Source organism: Iodobacter fluviatilis, assembly GCF_004194535.1.
In the GTDB taxonomy this organism is placed as follows: Bacteria; Pseudomonadota; Gammaproteobacteria; order Burkholderiales; family Chitinibacteraceae; genus Iodobacter; species Iodobacter fluviatilis_A.
This window is the reverse complement of the sequence record NZ_CP025781.1, coordinates 1025615-1041616: the sequence shown is the minus strand read 5'-3', so window position 1 is coordinate 1041616 and position 16002 is coordinate 1025615. Positions and strand designations below refer to the sequence as shown.

The following is a 16002-nucleotide window of genomic DNA, read 5'->3' as shown; positions in this document are numbered from 1 at the left end:
AGCCCTTGTTAATCAAGGGCTTTTTTTCGTCTGAAGTATGGCTTCTGCTGATCGCTACTTGTTTTGCATACTACCTAGTAGCCTGTCGGACTTAGCATCAGTCAGCTGCAAAATCAGCTGATCGGCCTATATTTCACTAGATTTTTGACCAATAACTCGTTATTGGCGCTGCAAATCCGGCAAAATCTGGTCTCGACCATGCGATTTTTCGCTTCGACCGTCTAAGTCCGACTGGTTGCTAGCACCCTTTTTCCTCTAGTAAGGCTAAAATTAGCTAATAGGGGGATTTATGACTGCATCCTTTGATTTTAATCGTTCACCTTTTAGCTGCCTGACTGCTGCTGAGCGCGATCGTTTGTCTGCAGCGCTGGATATCTCCTACTTTGCAGCGGGCCATTCTATTCAGCAGCTAGGGCAGCAGGTGGATGCGCTACTGGTGGTGATGAAAGGGCTAGTCAGTGAAGAAGGGGCAGGGGATGAGGTGGTTTTTTACGGCGCTTTTGATGTGCTGGATAGCAAATCGCTGCTGAGTGCTAAGGCTTGTTGTACTTTGCGGGCGGTTGAGGACACCCTGCTCTGGCATATTAAACGCGATGTGGTGATGAAAATCAGCGATGGCAATAGCCAGTTTGCTGCGTTCTTTTATGCGGATGTTGCCCGCAAGCTGGCCGCGTTAGATCACCCCTTGCAAGAGCTGCAGCCACGGGTAGGGGATGCTGTACTGCATCCGCCTTGCTGGCTGGCGGAAAGCGCCACTGTGCTGGATGCCGCAAGGCTGATGAAAAGCATGCATAGCCGCGCAGTGCTGGTGCAGGACGCATCAGGGGTGGGGATTTTTACCCAGAGCGATTTACGCAATGTGGTGGCGGATGGGCTGGATGCGCAGCAGGAAGCCATATACCGCCATATTAGCCGTCAGCTGATTTGTGTAAAGGCCGAGGATGATCTGCACCACGCCATGCTGCTGATGATGCGCCATTCGGTACAAAGGCTGATTGTGCAGGAAGACGAGCAGATTTGTGGCGTACTAGAACAGATTGATCTCATGTCGGCGCTGGCAAATAATCCGCGTAGCATTACCGCCCAAATTGGCCGAGCTCACCATCCGGGCGCACTGCAGGCTGCGGTTAAAAGCACGCAGCAACTGATTATTTCCCTGCACCGCAATGGTATGAAGATTACTTTATTGGCTGAGCTGCTGGCCGAAATTCGCCATCGATTATTGAGTAAGCTCTTTAGCTTGTTGGCCCCGCCGGAAATGCTGCCGTATGTGTGCCTGCTGGTTTTAGGCTCCGAAGGGCGGGGTGAGCAGATTTTAAATACCGATCAGGATAATGCGCTGATTATTGCCGATGGTTATCAGCATCCAGATTTGCAGCGGGTTTGCGATGATTTTACCGCTCACTTAATTGAATTAGGCTATCCGCCGTGCCCCGGCGAGGTGATGGTTTCTAATCCCGTTTGGCGGCAAAGCGTGACGGCTTATAAGCGGAAAATGGATGAATGGAGCCGCTCTGCCAGCAGTGAAAACGTGATGAATATGGCGATCTGGCAGGATGCTCGGCCTGTTTGTGGGCAGAGTGCTTTATTTGATGAGTTACGCGATTATTTAACTCAAGGCGTGGCAGATAGCGCGGCTTTTTTATCCCGCTTTGCATTTCCTGTAGAGCAATTTGCCACGCCAATTAATTTGTTTTCTCGCTTAATTACCCACGCTGGTGCGGATAAAAACTGCTTAGATTTAAAAAAAGGCGGTATTTTTCCGCTGGTGCATGGCGTACGCAGCTTGGCTTTGCAATATCAAATTAAAGAAACAAATAGCTATCGGCGGATTCAATGCCTGATTGCGCTCGGGTATTTAAACGAGAGTTTTGGCCGTGATATGAGCGAATCTTTGGCGTTTTTACAGGGCTTGCAGCTTAAATTAGGGCTGGCTAGGCTGGCGATGGATAAGCCGATCGATAATTTGCTTGATCCGGCACAGCTCACCACTTTAGAGCGAGAGTTGCTTAAAGATACGCTTGGGGTGGTGAAGCAATTTCGCCAACTGATTAGCCATCATTTTAAGTTAGGCATGCTATGAATTGGCTGCAAAACTGGCGGCGATCCCGCAAACTGGCCGCCTTACGTGATCCACAATTTGCATTTTTATGGGATAAGCCACCGGCGGGGGAATATGTCAGCTTAGATTGTGAAATGAGCTGTTTAGATCCAAAGCTGGCTGAAATTATCAGCATTGCGGCGATTCTCATAAAGGATCAGCGCATTTTTCTTTCAGAAACATGGAAGGTTCTGGTTAAGCCCGCAGGGCAAATCGACCCAGCCAGCATTCCCGTGCACGGTTTACGCCACCAAGACGTGCAAGGTGGAATAGCGTTATCAGACGCCTTGGCGCAGCTGCTGCACTTTATCGGGCCCAGGCCTATCGTGGGCTACTATCTAGAGTTTGATCTGGCGGTGATTAATCGCAGCTTAAAGCTAGGCGTAGCGCTGCCGAATGCGGCGATTGATATCTCTGGGCTATTTTATGATCGAATGGTGAGCGCGCACCGTCCAGATGTGGATCTTAGCCTTAGCCATATATTGCAAACGCTAGATATTCCTGATTTGCCTCGGCACAATCCAGTCAACGACGCTTTATTGGCCGCGATGGTGTTTTTAAAGTTGCGGGCTTAGCGTGGTGTGGCTTTGGGGATTCAGCGCTTAAGGGAATGCCATGAAAGGAAGATAAGGCAGGGAGGATCAAAACCGTTCGCTTTTACGCTCTGTGTAAGCATGGAATAAATTTTTACCCACAGAGAGCACAGAGAAAGCCCTGTTTAGAGCCTTGTCTGTGTTTGCCTCTAGTCTGGTGGTTATTTCCACATATTTAAGGTTTTAGCCAGATATTGCCCAGTATGGCTTTCGGTGCAAGCCGCTAGCTCTTCCGGTGTGCCGCTCATCAGGATAAGCCCACCACCCGCGCCACCTTCTGGCCCTAGATCAATCACCCAGTCTGCAGTTTTTACCACATCCAGATTATGTTCGATCACCACCACGGTATTGCCGTGCTCACGCAGGCGATGCAGCACCGTCAGCAGTTGGTCAATATCGTGGAAATGCAGGCCGGTGGTTGGCTCATCAAGGATATACAGCGTGCGGCCAGTGTCGCGTTTAGATAGCTCCAGCGCCAGCTTCACGCGCTGTGCTTCACCACCAGACAATGTGGTGGCGCTTTGGCCTAAGCGGATGTAATCCAAGCCTACATCGGTCAATGTTTTGAGCTTACGTGCCACCGTAGGTACGGCTTCAAAAAACGCCAGTGCTTGCTCTACTGTCATCCCCAATACTTCGGTGATGTTTTTGCCTTTGTAGAGCACTTCCAGCGTTTCGCGGTTATAACGCTTGCCGTGGCAAACATCGCAAGGCACATACACGTCTGGCAGAAAGTGCATTTCTACCTTGAGTACGCCATCGCCCTGACACGCTTCGCAGCGGCCGCCTTTTACATTAAAGCTAAAGCGCCCAGGCCCATAGCCGCGTTCACGGCTGGTGGGTACACCGGCAAATAACTCACGAATCGGCGTAAACATGCCGGTATAGGTAGCAGGGTTAGAGCGGGGGGTGCGGCCAATCGGTGATTGATCGACGTTAATCACCTTATCAAAGTGATCCAGCCCTGTAATGCTTTCAAACGGTGCTGGCTCGCCCGATGCGCCGTTGAGTTCTTTCGCGGCGATGGTGTAAAGCGTGTCGTTGATCAGCGTAGATTTACCCGAGCCTGATACGCCGGTGATGCAAACAAACAAGCCCACCGGTAGCTTAAGCTCAACTTGTTTCAGGTTATTACCCGAAGCACCTTTCAGCGACAGCCATTTGTCTGGGTCTGGGCTGCGGCGAACCTCTGGGATCGCGATTTTGCGAGCTCCCGATAAAAACTGCCCAGTGATCGAGCGTGGCTCGTTCATGATGTCTTCTGGCGTACCCGCTGCCACCACTTCACCGCCATGTACACCTGCGCCTGGGCCCATATCAACCAGATAATCGGCCATGCGGATTGCGTCTTCATCGTGTTCAACCACAATCACGGTGTTGTCTAGATCGCGCAGATGGCGCAGCGTGCCGAGCAGGCGGTCGTTATCGCGCTGATGCAGGCCAATCGACGGCTCGTCCAGCACATACATGACGCCGGTTAGGCCAGAGCCAATCTGGCTGGCAAGGCGAATCCGCTGCGCTTCGCCGCCCGAAAGCGTATCTGCGCTGCGATCAAGGCTAAGGTAATCCAGCCCCACATTGACCAAAAAGCCTAAGCGTTCACGGATTTCTTTAACAATTTTTTCGGCAATCTGCGCTTTAGCACCAGTGAGCGTTAAGCCCGCAAAATAGCCAGCGGTTTCTTTCAGCGCCATTTTGCTGACTTCGTGCAGATTACATTCGCCGACGCGCACATTACGCGCTTCAACCCTTAGCCTTGCGCCTTCGCAATGCGGGCAGGGCTGGTTGTTTTGATACTTGGCTAATTCTTCACGCACGGCCATTGAATCGGTTTCAACATAGCGGCGTTCTAAGTTGGGGATAATCCCTTCAAAAGCATGCGAGCGCGATACTTTATTGCCGCGCTCGTTCATGTAGGTGAAAGCAATTTCCTCAGTACCTGAGCCGTGTAATACCGCTTGTTGTACTTCGGCAGTCAGCTCTGTCCATGCTTCACTGACATCAAAGCCATAGTGCTCAGAAATACTGGTCAGCATCTGGAAGTAAAATTGATTACGCTTATCCCAGCCCTTAATCGCGCCTGCCGCTAGGCTTAAATCAGGGTGAGCCACCACACGCTTAGGGTCAAAGAAGGTGATCTGGCCAAGGCCTTCGCACTTAGGACAGGCGCCCATCGGATTATTAAATGAGAACAGACGAGGTTCTAGCTCTGGCAGGCTGTAGCTACAAATTGGGCAGGCAAACTTGGCGGAGAACCAGTGCTCTTTACCGCTATCCATTTCTAAAGCAATTGCACGGCCTTCGGCGTGGCGCAGCGCGGTTTCAAAGGATTCGGCCAGACGCTGCTTAATGTCTTCGCGCACTTTTAGCCGGTCAACCACTACTTCGATAGTGTGTTTTTTGTTTTTATCCAGCTTAGGCGTTTCTTCCAGCTCGCAGATTTCGCCGTCCACGCGAACCCGTACAAAGCCTTGCGCGCGTAGCTCGTCAAATAGATCGACGTTTTCGCCTTTTTTGCCGACTACAACCGGAGCCAGAATCATCAGCTTGGTTTCTTCGGGCAGCGCTAATACGTGATCAACCATCTGGCTGACCGTTTGCGATTGCAGCGGCTGCTTGTGCTCGGGGCAATATGGCGTGCCGACGCGGGCAAACAATAGCCGCAGATAATCGTGGATCTCGGTTACCGTGCCAACGGTGGAGCGCGGATTATGACTGGTGGCTTTTTGCTCGATGGAGATCGCTGGGCTTAAGCCCTCAATCAGATCGACATCGGGTTTTTCCATCAATTGTAAAAATTGCCGCGCATAAGCCGACAGCGATTCCACATAGCGACGCTGGCCTTCGGCGTAGAGCGTATCAAACGCCAAAGACGATTTGCCCGAGCCAGAAAGCCCCGTAATCACAACTAAACTGCCGCGTGGCAGGTCGAGATTAACGTTTTTTAAATTGTGCGTGCGAGCGCCGCGAATACGAATTTGCGGGGCTTCGGATGATTCGATACGACGGTACGACATAAAGGCCGGTATCTGCAGTAAAGAGGAATCGGATAATATACCGGACTTTCCTGTCAAAAGCGTGTTGGAAGCATTTACTTGACCATGACATTTGCTGCAGATGGGTAGGGTGGGCCGTTTTTATATGCCCACGCGGCTCTGTATGCATAAACGCGTGGGCAAGATACCCACCCCACATTGATCTCTGATATTTGAAGCCCATGACTCCTATAGAACTACGTGCCTCGCTTGGCTTAGCTGGGCTTTATGCCCTGCGTATGCTGGGAATGTTTCTGATCTTGCCGGTGTTTGCTGTCTACGCTGGCAAACTACCTGGCGGTGATAATCACGCCATGGTTGGCTTGGCGTTTGGCGCTTACGGCCTGACGCAAGCCTTATTGCAACTGCCTTTTGGCATGTGGTCGGATCGGGTTGGCCGCAAAAAAGTCATCTATATTGGCCTTGCCCTGTTTGCCGTGGGTAGCGTGATGTGTGCTATGGCGGATCATGTGGCTTGGCTGATTGTGGGCCGCGCGGTGCAGGGCGCAGGGGCTATTTCTGCTGCCATCACCGCCTTATTGGCCGATTTAACCCGCGAAGAAAACCGTACCAAAGCCATGGCGATGATCGGCGGTAGTATTGCCAGCACCTTTGCGATTTCTTTGGTGGCCGCGCCCACGCTGGCTGCATGGATTGGTTTACCTGGCATCTTTTTGCTGACGGCCGGTTTAACCATTGCCGCCATGATCGGTGTGAAGCAGATTATTCCTAATCCAACCATTTCGCGTTTTCATTCTGACGCTGAAATCAGTGCCACCCGCCTGCCCGCTGTATTGCGCCATCCACAGCTTTTACGCATGAACTACGGCGTATTTGCCCTGCACGCTGCGCAAATGGCCATGTTTACCGTCATGCCGCTGCTGCTGACTCAATTAGGCGGGCTAGAGCTTACGCATCACTGGTGGGTGTATTTACCCGTGGTGCTGGTCAGCTTTGTACTGATGGTGCCGGCAGTGATTTATGGTGAAAAAAAACAACACTTAAAAGAAGTGTTTATTTTTGCAATTAGCCTGATGCTACTTGCCCAGCTGGGGATGGCGCTGTATATGCCCAATCTCACCATGATTGTGGTGTGGTTGTCGGTGTACTTTATTGCGTTTAATATTTTAGAAGCCACCCAGCCTAGTTTGATTTCTAAAATTGCCCCAAGCGATGCCAAAGGCACAGCGATGGGCGTTTACAACACTTGCCAATCCTTGAGCATGTTTTTAGGCTCCGCAATTGCAGGTTGGCTGTATCAGCAGCATGGTAGCGTTACCGCCATCTTCTTGCTGTGTGCCGCGTTGATGGTGATTTGGTTGTTTTTTGCCGCAGGCATGCAGCCACCGCTACCCGTTAAAACACAAATGTTCCATATTGGCGATAATTGGGAAGGCAGCGCACAGGCTCTGTCTGTTAAACTTGCCGCTATTGACGGCGTAAAAGAAGCCGTTGTGTTAATTGACGAACGCGTGGCCTTGCTGAAAGTCCTGCAAACAGGCTGGGACGAAGCTGCGGCGCGGCAACTTATTGAAGAGACGCGGCAGATTTAACTCCCCCGTCTATCCCGTAAAAGACAAAAGAAGAGACAAGCAAATGGCTTCATTGAATAAAGTAATTCTGATCGGCAACTTAGGTAAAGATCCTGAAAATCGCTTCATGCCATCGGGCGGCGCAGTGTGTAACTTCAGCATTGCCACTACCGAAAGCTGGAAAGACAAAGCCACAGGCCAAAAGCAAGAAAAAACCGAATGGCACAACATCACCATGTACAACCGCCTAGCTGAAATCGCCGCGCAGTACCTGAAAAAAGGCTCATCGGTTTATATCGAAGGCCGTCTGCAAACGCGTAAATGGCAAGACAAAACCACCGGCCAAGACCGCTACACCACCGAAATTATCGCCGACCAAATGCAAATGTTGGGTGGGCGCAGCGGTAATAGCAGCGGCCCAGCCGATACTGGCTACGACGACGGCGGCTTTAATCAGCAGCCCGCCTATCAGCAACAACAAGCCGCCCCAGCTCCAGCCCGCCAACCAGCACCCGCGCCAGCTGCCGCAGCACCGAAAAGCTTTGATGATTTTGAGGATGATATTCCGTTCTAATCTGCAGCATTTCTTGAGTGAAAAGATTTCAACCCCTCTTTATGAGGGGTTTTTCTTTTTCTTGGCAATGGGAAATGGATGTGGGGGAAATAAGCGTTTGAATTCGGCCTAAGTCTCTGTAGATCCTCGCTCCATGCTGCGCTTTGCCAGTTATAATCTGACGCAACCTTTCGCTAGACATAAAGAAAACAAACATGCTCCAAGACATCCAAAAAACGCTCTGGTCAGCAGCGGATAAGCTGCGTGCCAATGTTGACGCGGCAGAATATAAACACATCGCACTCGGCATGATTTTTCTGAAATTCATTTCTGATTCGTTTTCCGCCCGCCGCGCTGAACTCACGCGCCGCTTTGCTGACGAAAACGACGAATATTTTTTGCATGATTGCGATGAGCAATTACTGGCCGAAGAGCTGGAAGACCGTGATTACTACAAAGAAGTCAACGTATTCTGGGTACCGGAAGGCGCGCGTTGGGAAGCTTTGCGGGCCAATGCTAAGCAGGCCGACATCGGCAAACGCATCGATGATGCGCTGGCGATTCTGGAGCTGGAAAACCCCAGCCTGAAAGGGATTCTGGATAAACGCTACGCCCGTGCGCCCTTGCCGGATGGCAAGCTCGGTGAACTGGTTGATTTGATTTCTACCATCGGTTTTGGCGAAGACCAAGGCAAAGCGCGCGATATTCTGGGACAGGTATACGAATATTTCCTCGGCCAATTTGCCAGCGCCGAGGGAAAAAAGGGCGGGGACTTTTACACACCTTGGAGTGTGGATTGGCTGATCGTGTCAGTCCTTAGTCCAATTCGTGGCAAGGTTTATGACCCGTGTTGCGGTTCAGGAAATACTTTGGCGCTCGCGCAAAAATACTCACAACAAAATGGCGGCAAGGCTGGAGATGTTGCACTGTTTGGTCAAGACTCCAACCCAACTACTTGGCGACTCGCGTCTATGAATCTCGCCCTTCGCGGCATCGACTTCAACCTTGGCCGCGAGCCGGGCGACACCTTCACTAAAAACCAGCATCCAGACCTGCGTGCCGACTTTGTTGTAGCTGGACCGCCGTTCAATATCAGCGATTGGTGGCATGGCAGTTTGGAAGGCGACTCGCGCTGGGTGTACGGCACGCCGCCGCAAGGCAACGCCAACTATGCGTGGCTGCAGCACATGCTTTACCACCTTAAATCCGATGGCCGCGCCGGTATTGTGCTGGCCAATGGCTCGATGTCGTCCAGCCAGAATTCTGAAGGACAAATCCGTGCCGCCATGGTCGATGCCGACGTAGTCGAAGTGATGATTGCGCTGCCCGGTCAGCTGTTCTTCAACACCCAAATTCCCGCCTGCCTGTGGTTCCTCGCCAAAAACAAAACCACCCGCCAAGGTGAAGTGCTGTTCATCGACGCGCGCAAGCTCGGCAAAATGATTTCGCGCGTGCAATGCGAGCTGGATGACGAGGCGATTACCCGCATCGCCAATTTGGTGAAGGCTTGGAGGGGAATAGAAACCGAGAGTACCTACCAAGACATCCCCGGCTTCTGCCGCAGCGTGAAGCTGGCCGAAATCGCCGAACACGGCCACGTACTCACCCCTGGCCGCTATGTCGGCGCGGAAGAAGTCGAAGACAACGACGAAGACTTCGCCACCAAAATGACTGCGCTCACCGAAAAGCTGGGCGAGCAAATGGCCAAAGGCGCAGAACTCGACCTACTGATCCGCAAAAAACTGGGGGAATTAGGGTATGAGTTTTGAATGTGAAGAAACGGTTCTGATTCTTGATGAAATGGTCAACCTTGATAAAACCGAACTGCCCTTTGGAAAACGCTGGGGCGGACAATTAGTGCGATTAACTCCAGCGCACCTTGAAGCGCTGCAAGCTGGGAAATTTCTCGCCATTGATGACCAAAACGAATATGTGGTTTATTTAGCATTGGAAAAGGATAAATCATGAGCGGTCAAACACTCAGCAGTAGTGAATACACGTATTGGCTCCGCGAACTGAAAAGTCGTTTCTCTAGCCTGCAACTCAAAGCCGCCGTAGCCGTTAATACCACGCTGCTGCAGTTTTATTGGGAGCTGGGGCAGGATATTGTGGCCAAACAGCAAAATCACGCATGGGGCGATGGGTTTCTGGCGCAGCTAAGCTAAGACTTAAGGCGTGAATACCCTGAAATTAAAGGATTTTCGCTGCGAAACCTTAAATATATCCGCCAATGGTTTGTATTTTGGAGTGATCAATCAATTGGGCAACAGGCTGTTGCCCAATTATCGCCCCCTGCAATTGCGCAACAGGCTGTTTCGCAATTACACAGCATCCCTTGGGGCCATAATTTAGCTATTATTGCTAAATGCAAAGGCCAGCAAGAAGCGCTTTATTATGTGCAGAACACGCTGGCTTACGGCTGGAGCCGCAGTGTTTTAACCCATCAGATTGCAAGCGGGCTGTGGCAGCGCGAAGGTAAGGCCATCAGCAATTTTGCGCAAACTCTGCCTGCCGCCCAATCTGATCTAGCCACGCAAACGCTAAAAGATCCTTATGTATTTGATTTTCTTTCGCTAAGCAAAGAGCACAGCGAGCGGGAACTGGAGCTGGGGCTGGGGCTAATCCAGCATATCACCCAGTTTTTATTAGAGCTTGGCTCAGGCTTTGCCTATATCGGCCGACAAGTGCCCTTGCAAGTGGGCGAGCGCGATTTCTTCCTCGATTTACTGTTCTATCACACCCGCCTGCACTGCTATTTGGTAATCGAGCTGAAAACGGTTGAATTTGAGCCGGAATACGCTGGCAAGCTTAACTTCTACCTCAAAGCCGTGGACGAGCAGCTGCGCAGCGAGCACGACCAGCCCACCATTGGTCTGTTGCTGTGTAAAAGCAAAGACAAACTGGTCGCCGAATATGCGCTCAGCGACATCCACAAACCCATCGGCATCGCCGAATATCAACTGCTGCGCGAGCTACCCGCAACGCTAATCAGCAATTTGCCGAGTATTGAAGCAATTGAAGCGGAATTAAGTGGCGAGATGGGGAATGGCGATGAGGAGTAATGCAATTGTGCAAGCGGCGCTTGCACAAATTCGGTATGTCAGCGAGAACAAGCCCATATGTAGCTTTGATGAATATACTAATGGAACGATGGGAGGACTGGGGTATGAGTTTTAAACCCTCAATTCATCATCGGCAATCAATTCGCCTGCAAGACTATGACTACAGCCAAGCGGGAGCCTATTTCATCACCATTTGCACACAAGGCCGTGAATACAATTTAGGTGTGATTGAAAATGGCGCCATGCTTCTATCTTTAGTGGGTGAGTGTGTCTGTGCCGCATATCATGATTTACCCAAACGATTCCCGAATATCTCGCTCGACGCTTTCACCATCATGCCCAACCACCTGCACGGTATTTTGGTCATTACCCCCGTAGGGGCGCCGCTTGCTGCGCCCTTATCCACTATTGCGCCAATCACAAGCAAGGTCGCAGCAAGCAGCGCCCCTACGGTCGGCGAAATCATGCGCGCATTCAAATCATTGTCGGCTATTGCCGCAAATCGCCTATTGAACCGTGTAGGTCAGCCGTTCTGGCAACGCAATTATTGGGAGCATGTCATTCGTGATGAGAATGAGTTGAATGCTCTGCGCGAATATATTCACCACAACCCACAGCAATGGGAGCAAGACAAGTTGTATGTTTCCATGGGAGCTGGGGTATGAGCTCTGAACACAATGTCGTAGGGGCGCTGCTTGCTGCGCCCGCCGTTGTGCCCTTTTCCAATATCGCGCCAATCACAAGCAAGGGCGCAGCAAGCAGCGCCCCTACGGTGATTGCACTTATTGGGTATGTGGCTACAGCTTTCTATAAATTTGACCCGCAGAGATATACCTATAGCAACGGATACAGTAATCGATGCGCTGATTCGTCAGAAACAAGGAGGGCTGGGGTATGAGTTCTGATGTGCAAACTTGGCCGCTGGTAAAACTATCTGACTTGATTACCATCAAGCATGGATTTGCCTTTAAGGGTGAGTTCTTTAGTGATGTGCCAACGGAATTTCAATTAACCACGCCTGGGAATTTTGCAATTGGCGGTGGGTTTCAAATTGGAAAAGGGAAGTACTACGCGGGTGAGTGCCCCGCAGAGTATGTTCTAAAGCAAGGTGATTTAATTGTCACCATGACGGACTTGAGCAAGGCTGCTGATACTCTTGGATATGCTGCAATTGTTCCAGAAACAGAAGGAACAACATGGCTTCATAATCAACGCGTTGGCTTGATTCAGATAAAGCCAGATGCGCCTGTGGTACTGGAGTTTTTACATTATTTGATGCGGACAGCAGAGTACCGTCATAGTGTTGTTTCAACAGCAACTGGTTCGACAGTAAAACACACATCACCTGGCCGTATTTGTGAGTATGAATTTCGGTTGCCACCTGAATGGATTCAGGTAGAAATAGGAAAAATACTCACTGCGCATGACGACCGCATTGCGCTGTTGCGTGAGACCAATGCGACGCTGGAGGCGATGGCGCAGGCGCTGTTTAAGTCGTGGTTTGTCGATTTTGATCCCGTCTACGCCAACGCCGGTACCAAGCAAATGATCAACCCTGCGTCATCCCCGAGTGATTTTGTCGGGGATCCAGCCGCGCCACTGGATTCCCGCCTACGCGGGAATGACGATCTACTCCCCCCGAACTCCAAACCCTCTTCCCCGCCACCTTCACCGAAACCCCACAAGGCTTGGTGCCGGAGGGGTGGGAAATAGGGGCTTTACAAGATTTACTAGTCCTTCAACGGGGATTTGATTTACCTGCATCCGATAGAACAGAAGGGCTCTATCCAATTATTGCGGCCAGTGGTCCTAGCGGCTCGCATGAAAAAGCAATGGTAAAAGGCCCCGGAGTGATAACTGGACGCTCAGGTGTTTTAGGAAAGGTATTCTTCACTTTGGAAGACTACTGGCCACTCAACACAACGCTATGGATTAAAGAATTCAAGCGTGCGACGCCGTGCTATGCACTTGAAGTGCTTAATCGACTAGATATGCTGTCATTTAATGCAGGCTCTGCTGTTCCGTCACTCAACCGAAATCACATTCATGGCTTGCCATATTTGTTACCTCCGATTGAATTGGTTAATCACTTTGAATTGATAGCAATGCCTATTCAGCAAAGAATGCATGCAAATAATCAACAAGCCCAAACCCTCGCCACCCTGCGCGACACGCTGCTGCCGCGCCTGATCTCCGGTCAGCTTCGCCGCCTGCCCGAAGCTGCGCTAGCGGAGGTGGTGTGATGTTGAATAGGTCTATATTGCCCCGCTGTGCCTCGGTGGCTTACGCCGCGAAGCATATTTCCTTGAACACATGCATCGCGGCTAACCCACCCTACAAATCGCCTCATCTCCGGCCAGCTCCACCTGCTCGAAGCCGAAGCTGCACTAGCGGAGGTGGTGTGATGTTGAATAGGTCTATATTGCCCCGCTGCGCCAAGGCGGGTTACGCCGCGAAGCACATTTCCTTGAACACATGTATCGCGGCGCGGCTAACCCACCCATTAATTCAAAAACAGGGCTCAATACAATGGCTAAATTAGGTAGATGGCAGCCTGTGCTTGCTGAACAGCTCCACTGATAGAGCGATGAAATCGATACATCAGCAAAACGTGTCGATTTTTGGTGGTTTTTTAAACATATTGTTTGGGCGTGTCGATTAAATCGACATGATTGGGAGTGGTCATGCTGGTTTTTCATTATTCAACAGCGGCGGGTGCGGAATTGAAAGCGCCCGAGAAAAAAGCGGCTCAGTCTGAAGCTGCGCTGGATATTCCTCAGGATGCATGGCATTGGCAGCTGCATGCAGTACGCATTAAGCGCAAGCTGGTGTTTGTGGTCATGGAGCAGCAAAGCCGCTTTGTGATGGTATTTTGGGAGCTGAAAAAAGGCGATGTTGTTGGTTTGGTTCAGCAGTTTTTAGAGCGTCTGCTCTTTTTGCTGGGTATGCAATGCAGGGAAACGGGGGCGCTAGACGAAGCCAGTATGCAGTTGGCTCTGCAGCGGGTGGTGGAAAAGTGTCAGCAAATCCACTTTACCAAGGGAACCGACCGCAGCGTACAGGCGCACATCAACGAAGTCATTATGGTTTGCCGTCGTGAAGTGGGAAGCTGCGGTTGCCTGCCTGATGGTATCGCTGAGGCGGCTTGGTTTGATAATAACCAGAACGGGTTTCTTCGCACGGTACGCGGTGGCGCTTATTTTTATCCGAAAGAAGCGCTGTTTCGTAGCTGGTTACACAGCTACAGCACGCAGAGCGAGGATGATATTAGTGCCGCCATCGCGCGCCATCAGCAATTGCGTCTGGAAGAATTAGCAATGCGACTTAATCCAGTGTTGACGCAGAGCCTGCCGGACGATGTTAACGCGAACGCTGCGGTGCAGGCGATGATGGCGAAGCTGATGAATAGGGCTGGCAACTAGCAGCAATAATCAGATTTAAACAGGATTGAGTATGACCGAAGACCAATTAGAACAAGAAGCCCTGAGCTGGCTCGTTGAAACAGGTTATCGCCATCTCTGCGGCTATGATATTGCGCCCGATGGTAAAGACGCTGAGCGTGGTGATTATGTGCAGCCGGTTTTAATTGAACGTCTGCGGTCTGCTATTGCACGATTAAATCCTTTGATTCCCTTGGTGGCGCGTGAAGATGCTATTAAACAGGTGCTGGATTTAGGAACACCTGCTTTATTGGCGGCGAATCGGCATTTTCATGGCCTGCTGGTGAATGGTGTGCCAGTGCAATATCAAAAAGATGGCGAAACGCGCGGAGATTTTGTGCGGCTGATTGATTTTGCAGAAGTTAGCACAAATGAATTTCTGGCGGTTAATCAGTACACATTGAAAGGCGCAAAACATACCCGTAGGCCGGATATTATTTTGTTTGTAAATGGCTTGCCGCTGGTGCTTTTGGAGCTTAAAAATCCTGCCGATGAAAATGCGGATATTTATAAAGCATTCGAGCAGATTCAAACTTATAAAGCGCAAATTCCTGATGTGTTTCAGTACAACGAAATTCTGGTGATTTCGGATGGGTCTGAGGCGCGGATGGGATCTTTATCAGCTAATGCCGAGCGCTATATGCAATGGCGCACGATTGATGGCATTAGCCTTGATCCATTAGGGCAATTTAATGAATTAGAAACGTTGATTCGCGGCATTCTTGCACCGGAATATCTGCTGGATTATTTGCGCTTTTTTGTACTGTTGGATGATGATTTCTTGGCTGAAGTGCGTAATCTGCCTGAGAGAAATCTGGCCGTAGAATTGCTGGAGCGCTTGCTGGAAGGGGAAATCAAATCCAAGTTTGCCAGCAATGTGGTGCAGCAGAAGAAGTTTTCTGAGCTACTGACTGATGTGGTTAAACGTTATCAAAACCGTAGCATCGAAACCGCACAAGTGATGGAAGAGCTGGTCGCCATGGCCAAGAAATTTCGTGAGGCGGCTTTGCGTGGCGAATCCTTGGGATTATCAGAAGACGAAGTGAAGTTTTATGATGCACTGGCCAATAATGAATCGGCAGTACGTGAGCTGCCGGACGAAACCCTTAAACGCATTGCGCATGAGCTTACGACCAATTTGCGAAAAAATATCAGCGTGGATTGGTCGCAACGGGAAAGCGTGCGTGCCAAATTGCGGATTATGGTGAAACGCATCCTGCGTAAATACGGCTATCCGCCTGATTTTCAGGAAGAAGCGATTCAAATGGTGCTGCAACAGGCTGAGGCACTGGGGGCGGAGTGGGTGTGAGCAAGTAGCCCAATTCTATCAAATGTAGATGTCTGCCACCCACGGTGTGGGTGGCACTTGCTTACAATTGACCAGCTTGGCTGGTTTTGCGTTGCTGAGCCATAGCCCCATGCGCTTACTGATCACCGTGGCCTTGTTCATATTTTTTGATCGAAAAGCCAGCCGAGAAGCGTTATGGCTAGAGGAGCGTTGCCCCACCTATCCGGCTTATAAATTGCGGGTAAAAAAAGTGAATTCCGTGGCTGTATTGATTTTGAATTGCAAGCAATAGATGGGCGTTTTATTTGTGATCGTTATGCCGTTACGCCACTTTGCTAACGCTACGGATAGTAAAACGGGGAGGCATGTGCTCCCCGTTTTTTCTAGTCGCTCATTAT

14 protein-coding genes and 1 pseudogene are annotated in these 16002 nt (G+C 50.6%); 14 read left to right on the top strand and 1 reads right to left on the bottom strand.

Annotated features, from left to right (window positions below):
- Positions 1-289: 289 nt before the first annotated feature.
- Together C1H71_RS04580 and C1H71_RS04575 are read left to right on the top strand one after the other, a co-directional pair.
- Complete coding sequence (locus tag C1H71_RS04580) at positions 290-2083, top strand: putative nucleotidyltransferase substrate binding domain-containing protein (protein WP_130105511.1); 1794 nt, start codon at positions 290-292, stop codon at positions 2081-2083.
- Positions 2080-2676: a 3'-5' exonuclease gene (locus C1H71_RS04575; protein WP_130105510.1), complete on the top strand. Its 597-nt coding sequence runs from the start codon at positions 2080-2082 to the stop codon at positions 2674-2676. The genes C1H71_RS04580 and C1H71_RS04575 overlap by 4 nt, the downstream gene beginning before the upstream one ends.
- A gap of 179 nt (positions 2677-2855) precedes the next feature.
- Here C1H71_RS04575 and uvrA read toward each other — a convergent pair whose 3' ends face one another.
- Entirely contained in the window at positions 2856-5711 is a 2856-nt protein-coding gene (uvrA, locus tag C1H71_RS04570) for an excinuclease ABC subunit UvrA (protein WP_130105509.1), read from the bottom strand.
- 200 nt (positions 5712-5911) lie between these two features.
- Between uvrA and C1H71_RS04565 the strand changes: the two genes are divergently transcribed.
- The 12 genes and pseudogenes from C1H71_RS04565 (at position 5912) to C1H71_RS04510 (ending at position 15896) form a co-directional block, all read left to right on the top strand.
- On the top strand, positions 5912-7282 hold the full coding sequence (locus tag C1H71_RS04565; protein WP_130105508.1) for an MFS transporter: 1371 nt from the start codon (positions 5912-5914) through the stop codon (positions 7280-7282).
- Positions 7283-7325: 43 nt separating this feature from the next.
- Positions 7326-7835 carry a single-stranded DNA-binding protein gene (gene ssb, locus C1H71_RS04560; protein WP_130105507.1) on the top strand — a complete coding sequence of 170 codons (510 nt, stop codon included), beginning with the start codon at positions 7326-7328 and terminating at the stop codon, positions 7833-7835.
- 194 nt (positions 7836-8029) lie between these two features.
- Positions 8030-9583, top strand: coding sequence for a type I restriction-modification system subunit M (locus tag C1H71_RS04555; RefSeq protein ID WP_130105506.1), 1554 nt, complete (start codon positions 8030-8032; stop codon positions 9581-9583).
- Positions 9573-9782: a hypothetical protein gene (locus C1H71_RS04550; RefSeq protein ID WP_130105505.1), complete on the top strand. Its 210-nt coding sequence runs from the start codon at positions 9573-9575 to the stop codon at positions 9780-9782. The genes C1H71_RS04555 and C1H71_RS04550 overlap by 11 nt, the downstream gene beginning before the upstream one ends.
- Positions 9779-10273, top strand: a pseudogene (locus tag C1H71_RS21280) (DUF1016 N-terminal domain-containing protein); the annotation flags it as partial. The gene C1H71_RS04550 and the pseudogene C1H71_RS21280, both read left to right, overlap by 4 nt.
- The gene (locus tag C1H71_RS20925; RefSeq protein WP_262488436.1) at positions 10262-10876 is read left to right on the top strand and encodes a PDDEXK nuclease domain-containing protein; all 615 of its coding nucleotides are present in this window, start codon (positions 10262-10264) and stop codon (positions 10874-10876) included. The pseudogene C1H71_RS21280 and the gene C1H71_RS20925, both read left to right, overlap by 12 nt.
- Before the next feature lie 104 nt (positions 10877-10980).
- Complete coding sequence (locus tag C1H71_RS20600) at positions 10981-11541, top strand: transposase (RefSeq protein WP_188053583.1); 561 nt, start codon at positions 10981-10983, stop codon at positions 11539-11541.
- Between the two features lie 229 nt (positions 11542-11770).
- Positions 11771-12589: a restriction endonuclease subunit S gene (locus C1H71_RS04530; RefSeq protein WP_130105502.1), complete on the top strand. Its 819-nt coding sequence runs from the start codon at positions 11771-11773 to the stop codon at positions 12587-12589.
- A 137-nt stretch (positions 12590-12726) separates the two neighbouring features.
- A complete protein-coding gene (locus C1H71_RS04525; protein WP_130105501.1) occupies positions 12727-13119 on the top strand; it encodes a hypothetical protein in 393 nt (130 codons plus the stop codon).
- Between the two features lie 441 nt (positions 13120-13560).
- Positions 13561-14298 carry a DUF6933 domain-containing protein gene (locus tag C1H71_RS04520; RefSeq protein ID WP_130105500.1) on the top strand — a complete coding sequence of 246 codons (738 nt, stop codon included), beginning with the start codon at positions 13561-13563 and terminating at the stop codon, positions 14296-14298.
- A 31-nt stretch (positions 14299-14329) separates the two neighbouring features.
- Positions 14330-15625 carry a type I restriction enzyme endonuclease domain-containing protein gene (locus C1H71_RS04515; protein ID WP_130105499.1) on the top strand — a complete coding sequence of 432 codons (1296 nt, stop codon included), beginning with the start codon at positions 14330-14332 and terminating at the stop codon, positions 15623-15625.
- Between the two features lie 28 nt (positions 15626-15653).
- A complete protein-coding gene (locus C1H71_RS04510) occupies positions 15654-15896 on the top strand; it encodes a hypothetical protein (RefSeq protein ID WP_130105498.1) in 243 nt (80 codons plus the stop codon).
- Positions 15897-16002 lie beyond the last annotated feature (106 nt).